This window comes from Actinomyces howellii (assembly GCF_900637165.1).
In the GTDB taxonomy this organism is placed as follows: Bacteria; Actinomycetota; Actinomycetes; order Actinomycetales; family Actinomycetaceae; genus Actinomyces; species Actinomyces howellii.
Window position 1 is genome coordinate 111,575 of the sequence record NZ_LR134350.1, and the last position, 17,535, is coordinate 129,109.

Consider the following 17,535-nt stretch of genomic DNA (forward strand, 5'->3'; position numbering starts at 1 on the left):
AGTGACCGACGAGTGACAGGGATCCGACCCATGCCCCCGGCCCCGGGACCGCCCGAGCGCCGCGCAGTGCCGCGCGGTGCCGTCCCGCTGCTCCAGCGTCCTGTCGACAAGGTGCTCGGCGCCCGGACCGCCACCCAGCTGGCCAAGCAGGGGGTGGTCACCGCCGGTGACCTCATCCGCCTCCTGCCGAGGCGCTACGACACCTGGGGCGAGCTGACCGACCTGCGCACGCTCCTCGACGGCGAGCAGGCGACCGTCCAGGCTCAGGTGCTCACCTCGGCGTCCCGCCGCACCCGCTCGGGCCGGCCGCCGGCCCTCATGGAGGCCACCGTCACCGACGGCACGACGACGATGGACATCGTCCTGTTCGGCACCGCGGGCCTCATGCGCCACCACGCCGAGCAGCTCGCCCCCGGCACGACGGTCCTGCTGTCGGGCAGGGTCGGGCGCCACAACGGCCGCAGGCAGCTGGCCGGACCCCGTTTCCAGGTCCTCGACGACCTCGACGAGGCTGAGCGCGAGGCCCTCCTGGCCCGGCCCGTGCCGATCTACCCTGCCACCGACGCCCTGCCCTCGTGGAGGGTGGCCAAGGCGGTGCGCACGGTCCTCGACCAGCTCACCGCAGGCGGCGTCCCCGACCCCCTTCCCGCCGCGGTGCGCGACGCCGAGGGCCTCGTCGACCTCCTGACCGCCTACCAGTGGGTCCACAACCCGGCCGACGCCGGCCAATGGCGCGCGGGACGGGCGCGGCTGCGCCACGAGGAGGCCCTCGTCCTGCTCGCCGCACTGGCCCAGCGCCGGGCCGAGCACCGCGCCGCGCGCACCGCCACCGCCTGGCCCGTGCCCGGCCCCGACTCCCTGCGTGCCGACCTCGACGCCTCGCTGCCCTACGCGCTCACACCCGGACAGACCCGCGCCGGCGCCGAGCTCGAGTCCGCCCTGGACTCGACCACACCGATGCAGTGCCTTCTTCAGGGCGACGTCGGCTCCGGCAAGACCCTCGTGGCCCTGCGCGCCATGCTCCAGGTCGTCGGCGCCGGCGGGCAGGCGGCGCTGCTGGCACCCACCGAGGTCCTGGCCGCGCAGCACCACGCCTCCCTCGAGGCCCTGCTCGGGCCCCTGGCTCACGCGGGGACCCTCATCGGCGCCGAGCGGGCCACGCGGGTCCACCTCCTGACCGGCTCGACCCCGTCGGCTGAGCGCCGTGGCGTGCTCGCCGCGCTCGCGGGCGGGGAGCCCGCCCTGGTCGTGGGCACCCACGCCCTGCTGTCCGACACCGTCCAGATCCCGTTCCTGGGGATGGTGGTCGTCGACGAGCAGCACCGCTTCGGCGTCGCCCAGCGCGACGCGCTGCGCGAGCGCGGGGGCGCCACGGACCCGGTCAGCGGCGCGCGGAGCACCCCCCACCTGCTCGTCATGACCGCGACGCCGATCCCGCGGACCATCGCCATGACCGTCTTCGGCGAGCTCGACACCGTCGTGCTCGACGGGATGCCCGCCGGTCGCAGCCCCGTGGAGACCCACCTCGTGCCCTGGGCCAGGACGCACTGGGTCGAGGGGGTCTGGCGGCGTGCCGCCCGGGAGATCGCCTCCGGTGGGCGCGTCTACGTCGTGTGCCCGCGCATCGATGCCACCGAGGAGGCCAGTGACGAGGCCGCCGACGGGGCCTCCGACGGGACTGCCGACGAGGACGGCACGCAGGTCGCCCCCGGGGTGCCCGCGCCCCCCGCGTCGCCTGAGAACCCCGGGGGCCCGTCGCGTCCCCTGGCCGCCGTCGTCGACTGGGCCGAGCGACTGGGAGCCGAGCCCGCCCTGGCCGGGGCGGGGGTGGGGACGCTGACCGGCAGGATGACGCGGGCCGAGAAGGACGCCGCCATGGAGGCGTTCTCCTCGGGACGCACCCCGGTGCTCGTGGCCACGACGGTGGTCGAGGTCGGGGTCGACGTGCCTGAGGCCACGATGATGGTCGTCCTCGACGCCGACCGCTTCGGCCTGTCCCAGCTCCACCAGCTGCGCGGTCGCGTGGGACGCGGGACGGCACCGTCGGTGTGCATCGCGGTCACGGGGGCTGAGGTCGGTTCGACGGCCTTCCACCGGCTCAAGGCCTTCGCCTCGACCACCGACGGCTTCGCCCTGGCCGAGGCCGACCTCGAGCTGCGCAGCGAGGGCAACGTGCTGGGCGCCGCCCAGTCGGGACGCCGCTCGGACCTCGACCTGCTGCGCGTGACTCGGGACGCCGACCTCATCGCCCGCGCGCGGGACCAGGCCGAGGCGATCGTCGAGGCCGACCCGACCCTCGAGCGGCACCCGGCACTGGCCGAGGCGATCGCCGAGAGGCTCGACGAGGAGTCCCGGGCCTGGCTGGACAGGTCCTGAGCCGCGTCCGCACCGCCCCGTCCCGGGCCCGGCGTGCGGCCCTCAGTCCGGGGGGCCGACCGCGCCGTCACCGGGCTCGGCGAACCACAGGGCGGTCTCGCCGTAGCGTCGGGTGGCGACGCGGACCAGGCCGTCGGGCCACTCCGGCTCCGGGGAGCGCGCCGAGCGCTCGACGACGACGACGCCGGTGTCGGCCAGCCACGGGTCCTGGCGACGGGCCAGGAGACGGAGCAGTCCCGCCAGATCGGCCTCACCGAGGTCGTAGGGCGGGTCGAGCAGGACCAGGTCGCACGGGGCGGCGGCCGCACCTGCGAGGAAGGACTCGGCCCTGGCCGTCACCGTCCTCACCCCGTCGAGGGCCAGGGACCGGGCGTTGCTCTCGCACACCCGGGTCGCCTGACGCGCCGAGTCGACGAGGACGACCTCGGCGGCGCCGCGGCTGGCCGCCTCGAGCCCGAGCGCACCCGAGCCGGCGCACAGGTCGAGCACCCGGGCCCCGTCGAGCACGCCGTCGTGCGCGAGGCGCGAGAACAGCGCCTCGCGCACCCGCTCGGAGGTGGGGCGCGTCCCCGCGCGGGGGACGGCGATCCGACGCCCGCCGGCTCGGCCGGCCACGATCCTCGTCATGTCCCCGACCATACGGCAGCCCGCACGGCAGCCCCGGCAGCCCGCACGGCGGCCCGGCCCCTGGACCCGATCATCTAGGCTGGGGCCAGCACACCGTCGTGAGGAGAGGACAAGGATGTCTCACACCCAACCGTGCACCGACTGGATGCTGCCCACCAGGCCCGGACCGGGCCTGGGCGCGCACCTGGAGCCCCGCGCCTGGCTGCACTCCGACGCCCCGCGCCTGAGCCTGGGCGGCACCTGGTCCTTCCGGCTCCACGCGGTGGCCCACCCCGAGGGGCTGGACCGCTCCGGGCGCCCCGTCGAGCCGTCCTTCGACACCGAGGACGACTCGACGGGCACCTGGGAGAGCATCGAGCTGCCGGCGCACTGGGTGCTCACCGGGGAGGGCCGACGCGGCCTGCCCTGGTACACCAACGTCCAGCTCCCCATCCCGCTCGACCCTCCCGTCGTGCCCGACGACAACCCGACCGCCGACCACGTGCGCACCGTGACCGTGCCCGAGGACTGGCCCCTGGCCGGGGCCGGGGAGGCGTGCGGCACCGACAGGCTGCGGCTCGAGGGCGTGGAGTCCTTCGCCTCGGTGTGGGTCAACGGCACGTGGGTGGGCACCACCCAGGGCTCGCGCCTGCCCACCGAGCTCAACGTCACCGGGCTGCTGCGCCACGGGAGCAACACGGTGGCCATCAGGGTCAGCCAGTGGTCGCCGGGCACCTACGTCGAGGACCAGGACCAGTGGTGGCTGCCCGGCGTCTTCCGCGACGTCGAGCTCATCCACCGCCCGGCCGGCGGGGTCGAGGACCTCTTCGCCCGCACCGACTACGACCCGGCCACCGGAGGGGGCACGGTCGACGTCGACGTGACCGGTGCCGGGCAGGCCTTCCCGGTCACGGTGAGCCTGCCCTCCCTGGGGGTGAGCGCGGTCCTCGAGGGCCCTGGCACGGCCCGGCTGAGCGTGGCGGCCGTCAAGCCCTGGAGCGCCGAGTCCCCTCACCTCTACGAGCTTGTCGTCGACGCCCAGGAGGAGACCGTCACCCAGCGCGTCGGCTTCAGGCGCCTTGAGGTCGTTGACGGGCAGGTGCGTCTCAACGGCCGGCGCCTCGTGCTCTCGGGGGTCAACCGCCACGAGGTCGGCGCCCTGCGCGGCAGGGTCTTCGACGAGGACTGGGCCCGCGCCGACCTCGCCCTCATGAAGGCCCACAACGTCAACGCCATCCGCACCTCCCACTACCCTCCGCACCCGCGGCTGCTCGACCTCACCGACGAGATCGGCCTCATCGTCATGGACGAGTGCGACCTGGAGACCCACGGCTTCGAGGCCCACGGCTGGCAGGGCAACCCCGCCGACGACCCGGCGTGGCAGGAGGCCCTCGTCGACCGCGCCCGACGCATGGTCGAGCGGGACAAGAACCACCCGAGCGTGCTCCTGTGGTCCCTGGGCAACGAGTCGGGCACGGGCCGCAACCTGGCCGCGATGAGCCGGTGGATCAAGCAGCGCGACCCCGGGCGCCTCGTGCACTACGAGTCCGACTTCGCCGGGGACTACACCGACGTGCACTCCCGGATGTACCCCACCTACGAGGAGGTCGAGGCGGTCGTGGCGCGCGACCCCGGCTCTCCCGGGGGCTCGGCCCCCGTGGGCCGCTCCGGGCACGCGGCCGGGGCGCTGAGCCCCGCCCAGGCGGCCCGCGTCCGCGCACTGCCCTACGTCATGTGCGAGTACCTCCACGCCATGGGCACCGGGCCGGGCGGCATCGAGGGCTACACCGAGCAGATCGACCCCCACCCGCGCCACCTGGGCGGCTTCGTGTGGGAGTGGCGCGACCACGCCCTCGTCGACCCCAGGCCCGAGGCCGGGGGCGCCCTGCGCTACGGCGGCGACTTCGGTGAGCCCGTCCACGACGGGGTCTTCGTGTGCGACGGACTCGTGTCGGCCTCCTCCCGGCCCTCCTCGGGCACGACCGCCTGGGCCAACGCCGTGGCCCCGGTCCTCGCCCGGGCACTGGGGCACATGCCCGGGCAGGTCGAGCTGCGCAACCGCTTCCACAGCCGCACGACCTCGGGCCTGACCCTGGCCTGGCAGGTGGCCGTCGACGACGCCCCCGACGCCGTGCGCTGCGGGGAGCTGGACCTGCCCGACCTCGCTGCGGGCAGCGAGGAGGTCCTTGAGGTGCCCGGCCTGGCCCGGGCGGTCGAGGACGCCCGGGCCCGGGGTCGGGGGGTCCACGTCCTGACCGCCGTGCTCGACCCGCTCATCGGCGGCATCGTCGACGACGGTCCCCGCCAGGTCGACCCCGCCACCGGCCGGCCCCTGCTTCCCCAGGTGGGCTGCGTCGACGAGGCCGGACGCCGGGTCCTGTCGTGCCGGGAGACGAGCCTGGAGCCCGTGCCCGCCGTGCGCCTGCCCGTCCCGGCCACGGGCGGGCCGGCCCACCGTGCGCCCCAGGACGGCCCGGAGGACCTGCCGGTCAGGCTTCCCGGCGGGGGGATCGACCTGGGCCCGGCCGCGCTGGACCGTCGTGGCCGCCTCATCGACCTCAGCGGGGTCGAGGTCCTCGGCCCGCTGACGACCGTGTGGCGTGCCCCCACCGACAACGACGAGGGGCACGGCCCCGTGGAGTACTGGGCCGAGCCTCCCACCGCCTCCAACCTCGGGCAGGGCTCAGGAGCCGCCGGCCAGTCCTCGGCGGACCGGTGGCGCCGCGCCCGACTCCACCTCATGACCGAGCGGCACGTCTCGACGAGCCTGTCCGACCAGGGGGTCGTCACGGTGCGCAGCCGCTGCGGGGCGCCCCAGCGCGCCTGGGGCCTGGACGTGACGACGAGGATGCGCGCCGAGGGCGGGGGAGTGCGTCTGCGCACCACGATCGTCCCCTCGGGGGACCTGCCCGCCGTCCTGCCCCGGCTGGGCGTGCGCCTGGGACTGCCCGCAGACCTCGTGCGCGCCACGTGGTCGGGGACCGGACCGGGGCCCGCCTACGCCGACCTGAGGGCCGCCTCGCGGCACGGCGTCTTCACCGGCCTGGTCGAGGCCATGTGGCAGCAGCCCGTGCGCCCCCAGGAGGCAGGCAGCCGTCCGGGACTGCGCAGCCTGTGGCTCGAGGGCGACGACCTGGCCGGAACGGGGTCCCGGCGCCTGCTCGTGCTCGTGCCCGACTCCTGCCCGACGACCTTCTCGCTCAGTCCCTGGAGCCTGGAGGCGCTGACCGCCGCGACCCACGTCGAGGACCTCGCGCCCGACGCACGCCTGTGGCTCCACCTCGACGCCCTCCACCACGGGATCGGCACCCGGTCCTGCGGACCCGACGTGCGTCCCGAGGCCGCCGCCGCGCCGCGCACGGTCGAGCTCGAGGCCTGGATCGGTCTCGTCCAGCCCTGAGGGGACCCGGGACCGAGGACCTCACACCCGCTCACCGGCGCGCGTCCCGGGCCCGGGAGGACCCTGCCGTTAACCTCGCGCCATGACCGTGGCCGTCTACCCAGGAACCTTTGACCCGATCACCCTCGGGCACGTCGACGTCGTGCGCCGGGCGACGACGGTCTTCGACCGGGTCGTCGTCGGTGTCGCGCGCAACGCCGCCAAGGAGGGCAGCCACCTGTTCGACCTCGGACAGCGTCTGGCCCTGGCGCGCGCGGCCCTGGCCGAGCTGCCCGGCGTCGAGGTCGCCGAGGTGCCGGGACTGCTGGCCGACTTCTGCCTCGAGCGGGGCGCCGGCGCCGTCGTCAAGGGCCTGCGCTCGGGCACCGACCTGGACGCCGAGGTCCCCATGGCGCTGCTCAACCGGGACCTGGGCGCCCCCGAGACGGTGTTCCTCGTGGCGGCCCCCGTGCACGCCCACGTCTCCTCCTCCCTGGTCAAGGACGTGGCCCGCCACGGCGGGGACGTCTCGGCGCTCGTGCCCCCCGGCGTCGTCGCGGCGCTGGCTCAGGCCCTGACCGCCGAGACCGACCTGAACCGCCCCCACCACCACGAAGGACGCAACCGTGACCACCAGCCGTGACGCAGGGGAGGACCTGCTGCGCATCCTGGACGAGATCGACTCCCTCGTCGTGTCCGCGCGCTCGATGCCCATGAGCTCGTCGGCCATCGTCAACCGCGAGGAGGTCCTCGACCTCGTTGAGCGCGCGCGTCGAGCGGTTCCCACGGCGGTGCGCCGCGCCGAGCGGATCGTCGCCGAGGCCGACGCGGTGCTGGCCCAGGGCCGGGCGGAGTCCGAGCGGATCGTCGAGCGGGCCCAGGAGGAGGCCGACCGGCTCGTCGCCGGGGAGAACGTCGTGCGCCTGGCCAACGACCGGGCCGATGTCATCATCTCCGCGGCCGAGGACAAGGCCGCCTCCCTGCGCCGCGGCGCCGACGACTACTGCGACCGCACCCTGGCGGCGCTCGAGGCCGAGCTCGGCAGGATCAACGAGCAGGTCCACGCAGGCAGGGAGGTCCTGGCCGGCCGCATCGGCCAGGACCGCGGGGGCAGCGACTCCCCGGCCTCCTCGGCCGCCTCGGGATCCTCTGCCTCCCTGCGCGAGGGTGGGCGCCGCTCGGCGGGCTGGTCGGTCGACCCCTCGGCCTCCCGCCGCTGAGGCCCCGCAGCCGGGTACCCTCGCACCCGAGGACGCCCGCGCACCGGCGGGCGCCTGCCGACCGCACCACCCAGGAGGAAGCCATGGCCGCACTCGTCGTGGACATCGTCGACCTGTCCAGGCAGACCGGGTCGATCAAGGACGTGCACGTCGAGGTGCCCGCCCCCGCGGACCTGGGCACCGAGGTCATCGGCGTGCCCCAGGGCAGCCCGGTCGTCGTCGACGCCGAGCTGACGAGCGTGGACGACGGCGTGCTCGTGCGCGGTCGCGCGGACCTGAGCGTCCACGGCCAGTGCGTGCGCTGCCTGCGGGACATCGACGAGGAGCGGACCGTGTCCTTCGACGAGCTCTACCTCATGCCCGAGGCGGCCCGCGCCCAGGTCGACCAGGGCGATGAGGAGGCCGACGACCTCTTCCTCATGGGGGACACGACCCTCGACCTCGAGCCCGCCCTGCGTGACGCCCTCGTCCTCACCCTGCCCTTCCGCCCCCTGTGCACGCCCCAGTGCGCCGGCCTGTGCCCCCAGTGCGGCGAGAGGCTCGAGGACCTGCCCGTCGACCACGCCCACGAGAGCCTCGACCCGCGCTGGTCCGCCCTGGAGGGGCTGCTCGCCCAGGACGAGCCGAGGCAGAGCTGATGGCCAGGACCCGCCGCACGGCGCCACCGGCGCGCACCGACGTCGAGGCCCTCGTCTACCGCTGGGGGCCGCAGGTCGAGCCCTCCCTGCTCGACCTGGCCCTCACGCACCGGTCCTGGGCCCACGAGAACGGGGGCCTGCCCACCAACGAGCGCCTGGAGTTCCTGGGCGACTCGGTCCTGGGCCTGGTCGTCACCGAGTACCTGTTCCGCACCCACCCGAGCGTCTCCGAGGGGCAGCTGGCCAAGATGCGCGCGGCCACCGTCTCCGAGCCGGCCCTGGCGGCGGTGGCACGCGACCTGGGCCTGGGGGAGTTCATCAAGCTCGGCAAGGGTGAGGCCCTGTCGGGAGGCCGGGACAAGGACTCGATCCTGTCCGACGGCGTCGAGGCGCTCATCGGAGCCACCTACCTCACCCACGGCCTCGAGCCCACCCGCGCCGTCGTCGAGCGTCTTGTCTCCCGCTTCCTGGACACCGCCCGGACCCGTGGGGCGGGCCTGGACTGGAAGACGAGCCTGCAGGAGCTGAGCGCCGCGCACGCCCTGGGCAACCCCGCCTACGAGGTCGAGGGGGTCGGGCCCGATCACGAGCGGGTCTTCACCGCCCGCGCCCTCGTCGACGGACAGGTGCTCGGACGGGGCTCGGGCACCTCGAAGAAGGTCGCCGAGCACGCCGCCGCCGAGGCCGCCTACGCCACGATCCTCGCCGCCCACGGTGACGGGGGCCTCGACCTGCCCGGGGTCAACGAGGCGCTGCGCGCCGACCTCGCCGCCCACCGCGACCGCACCGCGACCGCACCGCGAGGGCCTGAGGGTGCCTGAGCTGCCCGAGGTCGAGGCCGTGCGTCGCGGGCTGGCCCGGCACCTGACGGGGCGGACCGTCGAGCGGGTCGAGGTGCTCGACCCCCGGCCCCTGCGCCGGCAGGAGGGCGGGCCGCAGGCCTTCAGCCGGGGCCTGAGCGGCCGGAGGATCACCGGGGCGGTGCGGCGCGGCAAGCTCCTGTGGCTGCCCTTGGACGACGGCCGGGCCCTGGCGGCCCACCTGGGCATGAGCGGCCAGCTGCTCGTGCGCGGCACCGTCGCCTCCCCGCCGCCGGAGGCAGAGCGCCGAGCGGTCACCGACGCCTCGGCCGACGGCGCCGACCTGACCGCCCAGCGTCCCCCGAGCCTCGTGCGCGACCTGTCGGTGCACCCGCGCCACCTGCGGGTGCGCCTCCACCTCGTCGCCCGACCCGGGGACGCCCCGGGCGGGGCCGCCCTCGACCTGGTCGACCAGCGCATGCTCGGCGGGATGCGCCTGAGCGCCCTGGTACCGACCCCGGACGGCGGCCCGGGCGGCGAGGGCAGCGCGGAGCCGGGCGTGCCGGCCGAGGCCACCCACATCGCCCGCGACCTGCTCGACCCGCTCCTGGACCGCCAGGCCGTCCAGGAGCGGGCCGGCCGCTCGGCGCGTGCGGTCAAGACCCTCCTGCTCGACCAGGGCCTCGTGTCAGGGGTCGGCAACATCTACGCCGACGAGGGCCTGTGGGCGGCGAGGGTCCACGGATCCCGTCCCGGCTCGGGGATCGGTCCGGCAGGCCTCGGCGAGCTGCTCGACCGCACCGCGCAGGTCATGACCAGGGCCCTGGCGGTGGGAGGGACCAGCTTCGACGCCCTGTACGTCGACGCCGAGGGCGCCGCCGGGTACTTCGCCCGCGAGCTCGCCGCCTACGGACGGGCGGGGCGGCCGTGCCGCAGGTGCGGCACCGCCCTGCGCACCGAGCGGCTCGCAGGACGCAGCCACACCTTCTGCCCGAGGTGCCAGGTGCCTGCGCGACCCACCTCCGCACGGAGGTGACGTACGTGCGTCACGGCCGTAGGGCCTGCCGTCTCAGGTGGCGATCCCGCAGTCTGTAAGACGTAGGTCCCCGGTGCTGCTACGCTCACAGCATGCCCAGCCCCGCCTCCGCCGAGACTGCCCGCGTCATGATCGTCGACGACCATGAGATCGTCCGCAGAGGCATCGCCGAGATCATCGACAGGGCGGAGGACCTCGACATCGTGGCCGAGGCGGGCTCCAAGGCCGAGGCCCTGCGCAGGGCCGAGCTCGTGCGCCCCGACGTCGTGCTCGTCGACCTCCAGCTGCCTGACGGCACCGGCATCGAGCTCATGCGCGAGCTTCGCGAGACCGTCCCCGGGGCCCTGCCGGTCGTGCTGACCTCCTTCGACGACGACGACGCCCTGGCCGAGTCCCTCGACGCCGGAGCCCGCGCCTACCTGCTCAAGACCGTCCACGGCGCGGAGATCTCCGACGTCGTGCGTGCGGTGGCCTCGGGCAGGGTCCTGCTCGACGAGCGCACGGTCACCCGCCGTCGGGCGGATCACGACGACCCGACCTCCGACCTGACCAACGCCGAGCGCAAGGTCCTCGACCTCATCGGCGACGGCCTGTCCAACCGGGAGATCGGCGAGCGCCTCGGCGTGGCGGAGAAGACGGTCAAGAACCACATCACCTCCCTGCTGGCCAAGATGGGGCTCCAGCGCCGCACCCAGGTCGCCGCGTGGGTCGCGGGGCAGCGCGCCTCGGGCTGGCGCCGCCCCTGAGGGCGCCGACGGGTCACCGACGCAACGGGACCTGCCACGAGCCGACCGCCTCACCGGGGTGCTCGAGCGGCACCCACCACACGAGGCGGGTCCCTCCGCCCGGGCCCGGGCCGATGACGAAGGAGCCGGCTCGGCGCCGGGCCCGCTCCGAGATGTTGGCCGTGCCCGAGCGGCGCGTGACGGCCGGGTCGAGACCCACCCCGTCGTCAGTGCACACGACCTCGATGGCCGCCGGGCCCCGGCCGGGTCGGGGCCCGGCGCCCAGCACGCCCGCGGCGAGCACACCGGTGAAGCGCACCTCCACCCTCACCGAGGACGCACGGGCGTGGCGCGCGACGTTCGACAGGGCCTCACGGACCACGGCCACCGCGTCGTCGGCGATGTCGGTGTCCACCGCGGCGTCGACGGCGTCGACGAGCTCGTCGGCGTCGCGGGGCTCGGCCTGGGCCAGCCCGTGCCCGTCGACCGACAGCAGGAGGGAGGGGGCGTATCCCAGGGAGGTCCGTGCCAGGGACGCCTCGCGCCGCAGGCGCTCGACCAGCCCGACGTCCTCGTCGCGGTCACGCAGCGAGCGCACGATCGAGCGGATCTGACGCACCGAGTCGTCGACGGCGGCCAGGGAGTCCTCGAGGGCCGAGCAGGCGTCCTGGGCGTCCACGGCCCCGGCCTCGGCGGCCAGGCGGATGCGGTCCCGGGCCGCCGTGATCTGCATGCCGGTGGCGAAGAGCTGCTGGATGGCCAGGTCATGGAGGTCCCGGCCGATGCGGGTGCGCTCGTCGAGCAGGGTGGCCATCTCCTCGGCGTGCTGGGCGTCCGCCAGCTCGAAGGCCATCGTCGCCTGCCCGGCGAAGAGCTCGGCGACCTCCAGCTCCTGGCGCGTGAAGGGTGCGGCGCCCTGCTCGCGCAGCAGGAGCATGACCCCCACGCCCCGGCCACGGTGGACCATCGGAGCGTAGAGGGCCGGGCCGAAGTGGGCGAGCTCCTCGACAAGCAGGTCGCTGGCCTCCCAGGCCTGGGCGAGCGACTGCTCGATCAGGCCCGTGCGGTGGGCCAGCGCGGTGAGCGCCCGGCCCTCGGGAGGGAAGAACGTGCCGATGAGCTCACCGGCGTGGGCGCCGTCGGCGATCTCGCAGATCCACGTGTCCCCGACGCTGGGCAGGATGAGCGCGGCCGTGTCGGCGTGGGCGACCTCGCGCACCCGGTGGGCGATGTGGGTGAGGGCGTCGTCCTGCTCCGCCCCCGACAGCAGCAGCGTCGTCAGCTCCTGGGCCAGGGCCATCCACTGCTCGCGGTCGCGGGCCTGACGGTAGAGGCGGGAGTTCTCCACGGCCACCGCGGCCGCCTCGGCCAGGGCGACGACGGTGGCCGCGTCCGCGGGGTCGAATCCCTCGGCCTTGTCGCACAGGTAGAGCCGCCCGTAGACGTAGCCGTGCACGCGCAGCGGCGCTGAGAGCACCGAGCCGGGGCCCTCGCCCTCGATCGCGCCGGTGAAGGGGGCGCTCGACAGGTCGTTGCAGATGACGACGCCCCCCTCCCCGCGCGAGGCCGCGTCGGCCCCGGTGATCATCGCGTCGAGCTCGTCGGGGGAGGCGGTGGCCGTGCCCGAGGTCAGTGGGGCGCGGTCCGCCCGGCCCAGGACCGCGATCGTCGCCCACCGCGCCCCGGTGACCGTGCAGGCCGAGTCCGCCAGGCGGCGCAGGGCGTCGGGCACCCTGAGCGAGCTGGTCAGGCGCAGCGCCTCGCGGAACAGGTCGACCCCGCCGGCTCCCGGTTCCGGTGCCTCGGGGGCGGGCCGGCTGCGTGTCGAGGTGAGCCGGTCGGCGTGCACCGCGTAGGCGATGGTCCCCGTGCCGCTGGCATCGGGACCCGGACCCGTGGGCAGGTGCAGGATGAGGTCGTCGTCGGGGACACCGGGCAGCAGGACGCGGCCCGGGTCGCTGGGGTACGTGGAGGAGTCAGTCATCGTCGCAGTCATCGCCTCAGTCATCGCCTCAGTCATCGCCTCGGTCATCGCCCTCGGTCTCCTGCTCGAGGGCCCACCCGTAGGACCGGTCGGTCGCGACCAGCTCCGCGTGGGGACCTCGGCGCTCGACGCGTGCGGGCGGGCCGGGGGCGGGAGCGCCCAGGACGATCACCTCGTCAGCGCCCGCGAGCGCCGACAGACGGTGGGTGACGAGCAGGACACCGCGCTGCCGGTCCCCGCCAGGGGCGGGGTGCTCCGGTCCCCGCTGCGACCTGCCCGGGCCGGTCGCGCCGAGCAGGTCCTTGACGAGCCGGTCGGCGGTGGCGGGGTCGAGGTGCTCGCCCGGCTCGTCCAGGAGCATGAGGGCTGCGGGAGCCGCCAGCGCCCGGGCCAGGAGCAGACGACGGCGCTCGCCGCCCGACAGCGTCGTGGCGTCCGAGCCGATCCGGGTGTCCAGCCCCTGGGGGAGCGAGGCGAGCCAGGACCCCAGACCGGCCCGTGCGAGCACCGCGACGGCCCCGGCACGGTCGAGCGCGCCGTTGGCCACACGCAGGTTCTCCAGGACCGTGGTGTCGAAGACGTGGGCGTCCTCGGCGGTCAGGGTCACCCGTCCTGCGACCTCGGCGCGCTCAGCGCCCCACGGCTGGGCGCCGTCGAGCGTGAGCTCGCCCGAGCGCGGGGGCAGGAGCCCGGCCAGGGTGAGCAGGAGGGTCGTCTTGCCCGCCCCCGAGGGGCCGATGACCGCGAGCCTGTCCCCGGGGGCGAGGCTGAGGCTGATTCCCTCGGCCACGACCGGCCCACCCGGCCAGCCGACGGCCAGGTCGCGTGCCACGAGCCGAGGGCCCTGCGGGTCGGCGGCGGGCAGCGGCCGGGCAGCGGGCGCGGCGGTGGCGGAGGCCTCGGCCCTCTCGACGAGCTCGATGAGCCGGACCGCCGCCCCCGCCGAGGTGATGAGCTGAACCGTGGCCGGTCCCAGGGCGGAGGAGGCCTCGAAGGCGCTCAGGGGCACGAGCACGACGACAGCCAGGAGGACGGGGGCCAGCTCACCGGAGGCCACCGCCGCCGAGCCCACGACGAGGTTGCCCAGGACGGCCGCTCCCATCGCGGCGGTGTCGATCGAGGCGGCCAGGGCCGCGGGCCGGGCGGCGGCGTCACGTGAGGCGGCCAGGTGGCGCTCAAGACGGGCCAGGTCCTCCATGAGGCCGGGCATCCGTCCCGACACGGAGAGCTCGGCGCCGCCCTCGACAGCCGCCAGGACGGTGGCCGACAGGTCGGTCGCCTGCTCCTGGCGGGCGATCTCGGCACGCCGGGCGGCCCGCGCCGTGACCAGCGGGCCGCCGATCCCGGACACGAGGAGGCAGACCGCGACGACGAACCCGGCCGGGGGGTGGATGAGACCCAGTCCCAGGCTCGTCGAGACCCCCAGGACGAGGGCCACCGACATGGGCAGGAGCGCACGCACGACGAGATCGCCCACGGAGTCGACGTCGGCGCCCACCCGGGCCAGGACGTCACCACGACGCAGGCCCACGACGACGTCCGTGCGCGAGGTCGCCAGGATTTCGTAGAGGCGGGTGCGCAGCGTGCTCATCCCGCGCAGCGCGGTGTCGTGGGAGGCCAGGCGCTCGCAGTAGCGCATGAGCGGTCGGGAGATGCCGAACAGGCGCACGGCCGCGGGCGCCACTCCCAGGGCCACGACGTCGGGCATCTGCGAGGCGCGCGCGATGAGCCAGGAGGCGACCCCGGCCAGGGCGACGGCGCTCATGAGGCTGAGCGAGCCCGCCGCGACGCTGAGCGCCAGCCGACGGCGGCTCAGGCCGAGCAGACCCACGGCCCGGCGCAGCGCGCGCCGCTCGGCTCCGGTGAGCACGGTCGTCATCGTCCTGCCTCCTCGGCGTCCTCCAGCGGGCTGCTCGAGACCACGACGACGTCGTCAGCCCGGGAGATGAGCGCACGGCGGTGGGCGACGACGACCACGGTGCGCCCTGCCGCGCGCAGCGCCTCGACCCCCGCCAGGACGTGAGCCTCGCTGACCGCGTCGAGGTGGGCGGTGGGCTCGTCGAGCACGATAAGCGCGGTGGAGTCCACCAGTGCCCTGGTCAGGGCCAGGCGCTGGCGCTGACCCACCGACAGGCCCGCACCGGCCTGACCCACCGGGGTGCGCCACCCCAGGGGCAGGGCGGCGACCACCTCGTCGAGCCCGGTGGCCCGCGCCGCCTCGACAAGGGCCGGGGGAGGGTCCTGGCCCCAGGAGGCAGCCCGCTCGGGTCCCACGACGTTGTCGGCGATGGTCCCCGGGACGATGACCGGACGCTGGGGCACCCAGGAGACCTGAGCCCACCAGGAGGCAGGGTCGATGTCGGCCAGGTCCGTGCGGGTGCCGTCGGGCGTCACGACGTGCACGGCGCCCCGGTCGGCGGCCAGGAGCGACAGGAGGACCAGGGCGGTCGTCGTCTTGCCCGCGCCTGACGGGCCGGTCAGCGCCACGAGGCGCCCTGGCGCGATCGTGGCGCTCAGGGCGGCGGGAGCCCAGGCGCCGCGCGCCTGGACCCACAGGCCGTCGAGCTCGATGACCGCCTCGCGCAGGTCCGGGGCGCCCTGGCGGCCGCGCTCGGGCGGCGCCGTGCCCAGGACCTCGAAGACGGCCTGGGCCGCGGCCACCCCGTTGGCCGAGGCGTGGAAGTGGAAGCCCACCTGCCGCAGGGGCTGGTAGACCTCGGGGGCGATCATGATGACGAGCAGGCCGGTGGCCAGGTCCATGCGCCCGTACAGGAGCCGGAAACCGACCTCGACGGCGATGATCGCCACCGACAGGGTGGTGATGAACTCCAGGACCGCACCCGACAGGAAGGCGACCTTGAGGGTCTGCATCGTCGTCCTGTTGTAGGCGCCCCCGAGCTCGGCCACCCGGCGTCCGGGGCCCTGCTCGCGTCCCAGGGCCTTGAGGGTCGGCAGCCCCGCCAGCAGGTCGAGGACCTGGCCGCCCAGGCGGTCCATCGCGGCGAGCCGCTCCTCGGAGTGCTTCTGGGTGAGGCGGCCGATGAGCACCATGAACACGGGGATGAGAGGGACCGTCACCGCCACGGCGATGGTCGAGGGCACGTCCTGGACGAGCATGACCAGGGCGGTCATCGGCGTGACCGTCGCCGCCAGGAGCAGCTGGGGCAGGTAGCGGGTGAAGTAGGGCTGGAGGTCCTCGAGCCCACGGGTGAGCAGGGTCGCGGTGGACGGACCGTGCAGCGCCTGCCAGCGCGGCCCCAGCGCGCCTGCGTGCTCGAGCACCTGGCGACGCAGCTCGACGACGGTGCCCGTGGCCGCACGGTGGGCCTGGGTCTCCTGGACGTGGAGGACCAGGACGCGGCAGACCAGGACGAGGGCGAGGGCGCCCACCAGGCCGGTCGCGGCGCTCGCGGGCGGGGCGGCTCCGGTGATCACGGGTGCGACCGCCCGGGAGATGAGCACCGCCTGGGCGACGACGAGCAGCGCGGTGGCGGTTCCGGTCAGGGCCGTGGTCACGATATAGCGCCGGGCCGAGCGAGCATGGCGCAGGAGCCGGGGGTCCAGTGGCTTCACCCGACCAGGATAGTAGGACCGTGGTCCCGGACCGCCGCCGGTCAGTAGCCGATGAAGGCCTCGGGCTGGGCCGAGTCGCGCACCTTGGTCGGGTGCAGCCCGCCGGTGTCGGGGTCGACGGACTCGACACCGACCCGGGCCGAGAACACCCGGTAGGACCAGACCGTGTAGAGGAGCACCATGGGGGTGAAGACCGCGGCGGCGACGGTCATGATGAGCAGCGTCGTGTCCGCCGAGGCCGCCTGTTCGATGGTCAGCGAGTAGGCGGGGTCGATCGAGGAGCGCATGACGTCGGGAGCCATCGCGGTGAAGATGAAGACCGTGGCGAACGCGATCCCACCGAAGTGGAGGCCGAAGGCCCAGCCGTCACGACCCTTGAGGACGGCCACGACGGAGCCGAGCAGGCACCCGGCCGTGAGCGCGAGGGGCACCCAGGAGGCCGCGTTGGGGGAGTAGGCGATCTGCGCCCACAGTGCCCAGACGGCGCAGACCGCCGTCGAGACGACCCCGGTACGCCTGGCCAGGCCCAGAGCCCTGGTCGACAGGTCCCCGGTCGTCTTGAGCGCGATGAACAGGGCGCCGTGGGTGAGGAACAGCAGGCAGGTGACCGCACCGCCGAGGAGGGTGAAGGGCGTGATGAGGGACAGGAAGCCGCCGGTGATCTGGTGGGAGGCCCCCATGACGAGGCTGTCCGCCGGGACCTCGGACGCCGGCACGACCGTGCCCGACGCGGTGTCGACCACCTCGATCCGCATGCCCTGGACGAGGTTGGCGAAGGCCACCCCCCACAGGATCGAGGGGATCCAGGTGGCCACGGTGTGCACCGTGTCCCAGCGGTCGCGCCAGGCCTGGTCGTTGATCTTGGGGCGCCACTCGATGGCGCACACGCGCACGATGAGGCACAGGAGGATGAGGAACAGGGCGATGTAGGCACCGGAGAACAGGGTGCCGTACCACTCGGGGAAGGCCGCGAAGGTGGCGCCGCCGGCGGTGAGGAGCCAGACCTCGTTGCCGTCCCAGTGAGGGCCGATGGCCCGCATCATCGTGCGGCGCTCCCGCTCGTCGCGGCCCAGGACCCGCAGCAGCATCCCGACGCCGAAGTCGAAGCCCTCGAGCGTGAGGTAGCCGGTCCACAGGACGGCGATGAGGATGAACCAGAGGATGGACAGAGTCATGGTGTGCACCTAGCTTCCTGCGG

13 protein-coding genes are annotated in these 17,535 nt (G+C 74.8%); 8 read left to right on the forward strand and 5 right to left on the reverse strand.

The annotated features are described in order from the left end of the window. Positions 1–30: 30 nt before the first annotated feature. A complete protein-coding gene (locus EL245_RS00510; protein WP_126381125.1) occupies positions 31–2,376 on the forward strand; it encodes an ATP-dependent DNA helicase RecG in 2,346 nt (781 codons plus the stop codon). 42 nt (positions 2,377–2,418) lie between these two features. On the opposite strand, the gene rsmD is transcribed toward EL245_RS00510, so the two are convergent. Then, positions 2,419–3,003, reverse strand: coding sequence for a 16S rRNA (guanine(966)-N(2))-methyltransferase RsmD (gene rsmD, locus EL245_RS00515; RefSeq protein ID WP_126381127.1), 585 nt, complete (start codon positions 3,001–3,003; stop codon positions 2,419–2,421). 115 nt (positions 3,004–3,118) lie between these two features. Here rsmD and EL245_RS00520 point away from each other — a divergent pair, with 115 nt between their 5' ends. From EL245_RS00520 to EL245_RS00550, 7 genes are all read left to right on the forward strand, one after another. After that, positions 3,119–6,382: a glycoside hydrolase family 2 TIM barrel-domain containing protein gene (locus EL245_RS00520; protein ID WP_161512700.1), complete on the forward strand. Its 3,264-nt coding sequence runs from the start codon at positions 3,119–3,121 to the stop codon at positions 6,380–6,382. 82 nt (positions 6,383–6,464) lie between these two features. Then, positions 6,465–7,004, forward strand: coding sequence for a pantetheine-phosphate adenylyltransferase (gene coaD, locus EL245_RS00525; protein ID WP_197719427.1), 540 nt, complete (start codon positions 6,465–6,467; stop codon positions 7,002–7,004). Then, positions 6,988–7,581 carry an ATPase gene (locus EL245_RS00530; RefSeq protein ID WP_126381130.1) on the forward strand — a complete coding sequence of 198 codons (594 nt, stop codon included), beginning with the start codon at positions 6,988–6,990 and terminating at the stop codon, positions 7,579–7,581. The genes coaD and EL245_RS00530 overlap by 17 nt, the downstream gene beginning before the upstream one ends. A gap of 83 nt (positions 7,582–7,664) precedes the next feature. Then, the gene (locus EL245_RS00535) at positions 7,665–8,219 is read left to right on the forward strand and encodes a YceD family protein (protein WP_126381132.1); all 555 of its coding nucleotides are present in this window, start codon (positions 7,665–7,667) and stop codon (positions 8,217–8,219) included. After that, the gene (gene rnc, locus EL245_RS00540) at positions 8,219–9,040 is read left to right on the forward strand and encodes a ribonuclease III (protein WP_126381134.1); all 822 of its coding nucleotides are present in this window, start codon (positions 8,219–8,221) and stop codon (positions 9,038–9,040) included. The genes EL245_RS00535 and rnc overlap by 1 nt, the downstream gene beginning before the upstream one ends. Then, entirely contained in the window at positions 9,033–10,055 is a 1,023-nt protein-coding gene (mutM, locus tag EL245_RS00545; RefSeq protein WP_126381136.1) for a bifunctional DNA-formamidopyrimidine glycosylase/DNA-(apurinic or apyrimidinic site) lyase, read from the forward strand. The genes rnc and mutM overlap by 8 nt, the downstream gene beginning before the upstream one ends. A 92-nt stretch (positions 10,056–10,147) precedes the next feature. After that, positions 10,148–10,801 carry a response regulator gene (locus tag EL245_RS00550; RefSeq protein ID WP_126381137.1) on the forward strand — a complete coding sequence of 218 codons (654 nt, stop codon included), beginning with the start codon at positions 10,148–10,150 and terminating at the stop codon, positions 10,799–10,801. Between the two features lie 13 nt (positions 10,802–10,814). Here EL245_RS00550 and EL245_RS00555 read toward each other — a convergent pair whose 3' ends face one another. From EL245_RS00555 to cydB, 4 genes are read right to left on the reverse strand one after another with little or no spacing between them, the layout of a single operon-like run. Continuing rightward, positions 10,815–12,764, reverse strand: a complete 1,950-nt coding sequence (locus EL245_RS00555) for a GAF domain-containing sensor histidine kinase (protein ID WP_232009803.1) — start codon at positions 12,762–12,764, stop codon at positions 10,815–10,817. Between the two features lie 28 nt (positions 12,765–12,792). Then, the gene (gene cydC, locus EL245_RS00560; RefSeq protein ID WP_126381139.1) at positions 12,793–14,643 is read right to left on the reverse strand and encodes a thiol reductant ABC exporter subunit CydC; all 1,851 of its coding nucleotides are present in this window, start codon (positions 14,641–14,643) and stop codon (positions 12,793–12,795) included. Next, complete coding sequence (cydD, locus tag EL245_RS00565; RefSeq protein WP_126381141.1) at positions 14,640–16,337, reverse strand: thiol reductant ABC exporter subunit CydD; 1,698 nt, start codon at positions 16,335–16,337, stop codon at positions 14,640–14,642. The genes cydC and cydD overlap by 4 nt, the downstream gene beginning before the upstream one ends. Positions 16,338–16,378: 41 nt before the next feature. Beyond that, positions 16,379–17,512 carry a cytochrome d ubiquinol oxidase subunit II gene (gene cydB / locus EL245_RS00570; protein WP_126381143.1) on the reverse strand — a complete coding sequence of 378 codons (1,134 nt, stop codon included), beginning with the start codon at positions 17,510–17,512 and terminating at the stop codon, positions 16,379–16,381. Positions 17,513–17,535 lie beyond the last annotated feature (23 nt).

What these genes read in the sequence shown, in the direction of transcription:
- EL245_RS00550 (WP_126381137.1), top strand. Translation starts at nt 10,148, where the DNA reads ATGCCCAGCCCCGCCTCCGCCGAGACTGCCCGCGTCATGATCGTCGAC.
- EL245_RS00520 (WP_161512700.1), top strand. Translation starts at nt 3,119, where the DNA reads ATGTCTCACACCCAACCGTGCACCGACTGGATGCTGCCCACCAGGCCC.
- cydC (WP_126381139.1), bottom strand. Translation starts at nt 14,643, where the DNA reads ATGACGACCGTGCTCACCGGAGCCGAGCGGCGCGCGCTGCGCCGGGCC.
- coaD (WP_197719427.1), top strand. Translation starts at nt 6,465, where the DNA reads ATGACCGTGGCCGTCTACCCAGGAACCTTTGACCCGATCACCCTCGGG.
- cydB (WP_126381143.1), bottom strand. Translation starts at nt 17,512, where the DNA reads ATGACTCTGTCCATCCTCTGGTTCATCCTCATCGCCGTCCTGTGGACC.
- rsmD (WP_126381127.1), bottom strand. Translation starts at nt 3,003, where the DNA reads ATGACGAGGATCGTGGCCGGCCGAGCCGGCGGGCGTCGGATCGCCGTC.
- EL245_RS00510 (WP_126381125.1), top strand. Translation starts at nt 31, where the DNA reads ATGCCCCCGGCCCCGGGACCGCCCGAGCGCCGCGCAGTGCCGCGCGGT.
- EL245_RS00535 (WP_126381132.1), top strand. Translation starts at nt 7,665, where the DNA reads ATGGCCGCACTCGTCGTGGACATCGTCGACCTGTCCAGGCAGACCGGG.
- rnc (WP_126381134.1), top strand. Translation starts at nt 8,219, where the DNA reads ATGGCCAGGACCCGCCGCACGGCGCCACCGGCGCGCACCGACGTCGAG.
- EL245_RS00555 (WP_232009803.1), bottom strand. Translation starts at nt 12,764, where the DNA reads ATGACTGACTCCTCCACGTACCCCAGCGACCCGGGCCGCGTCCTGCTG.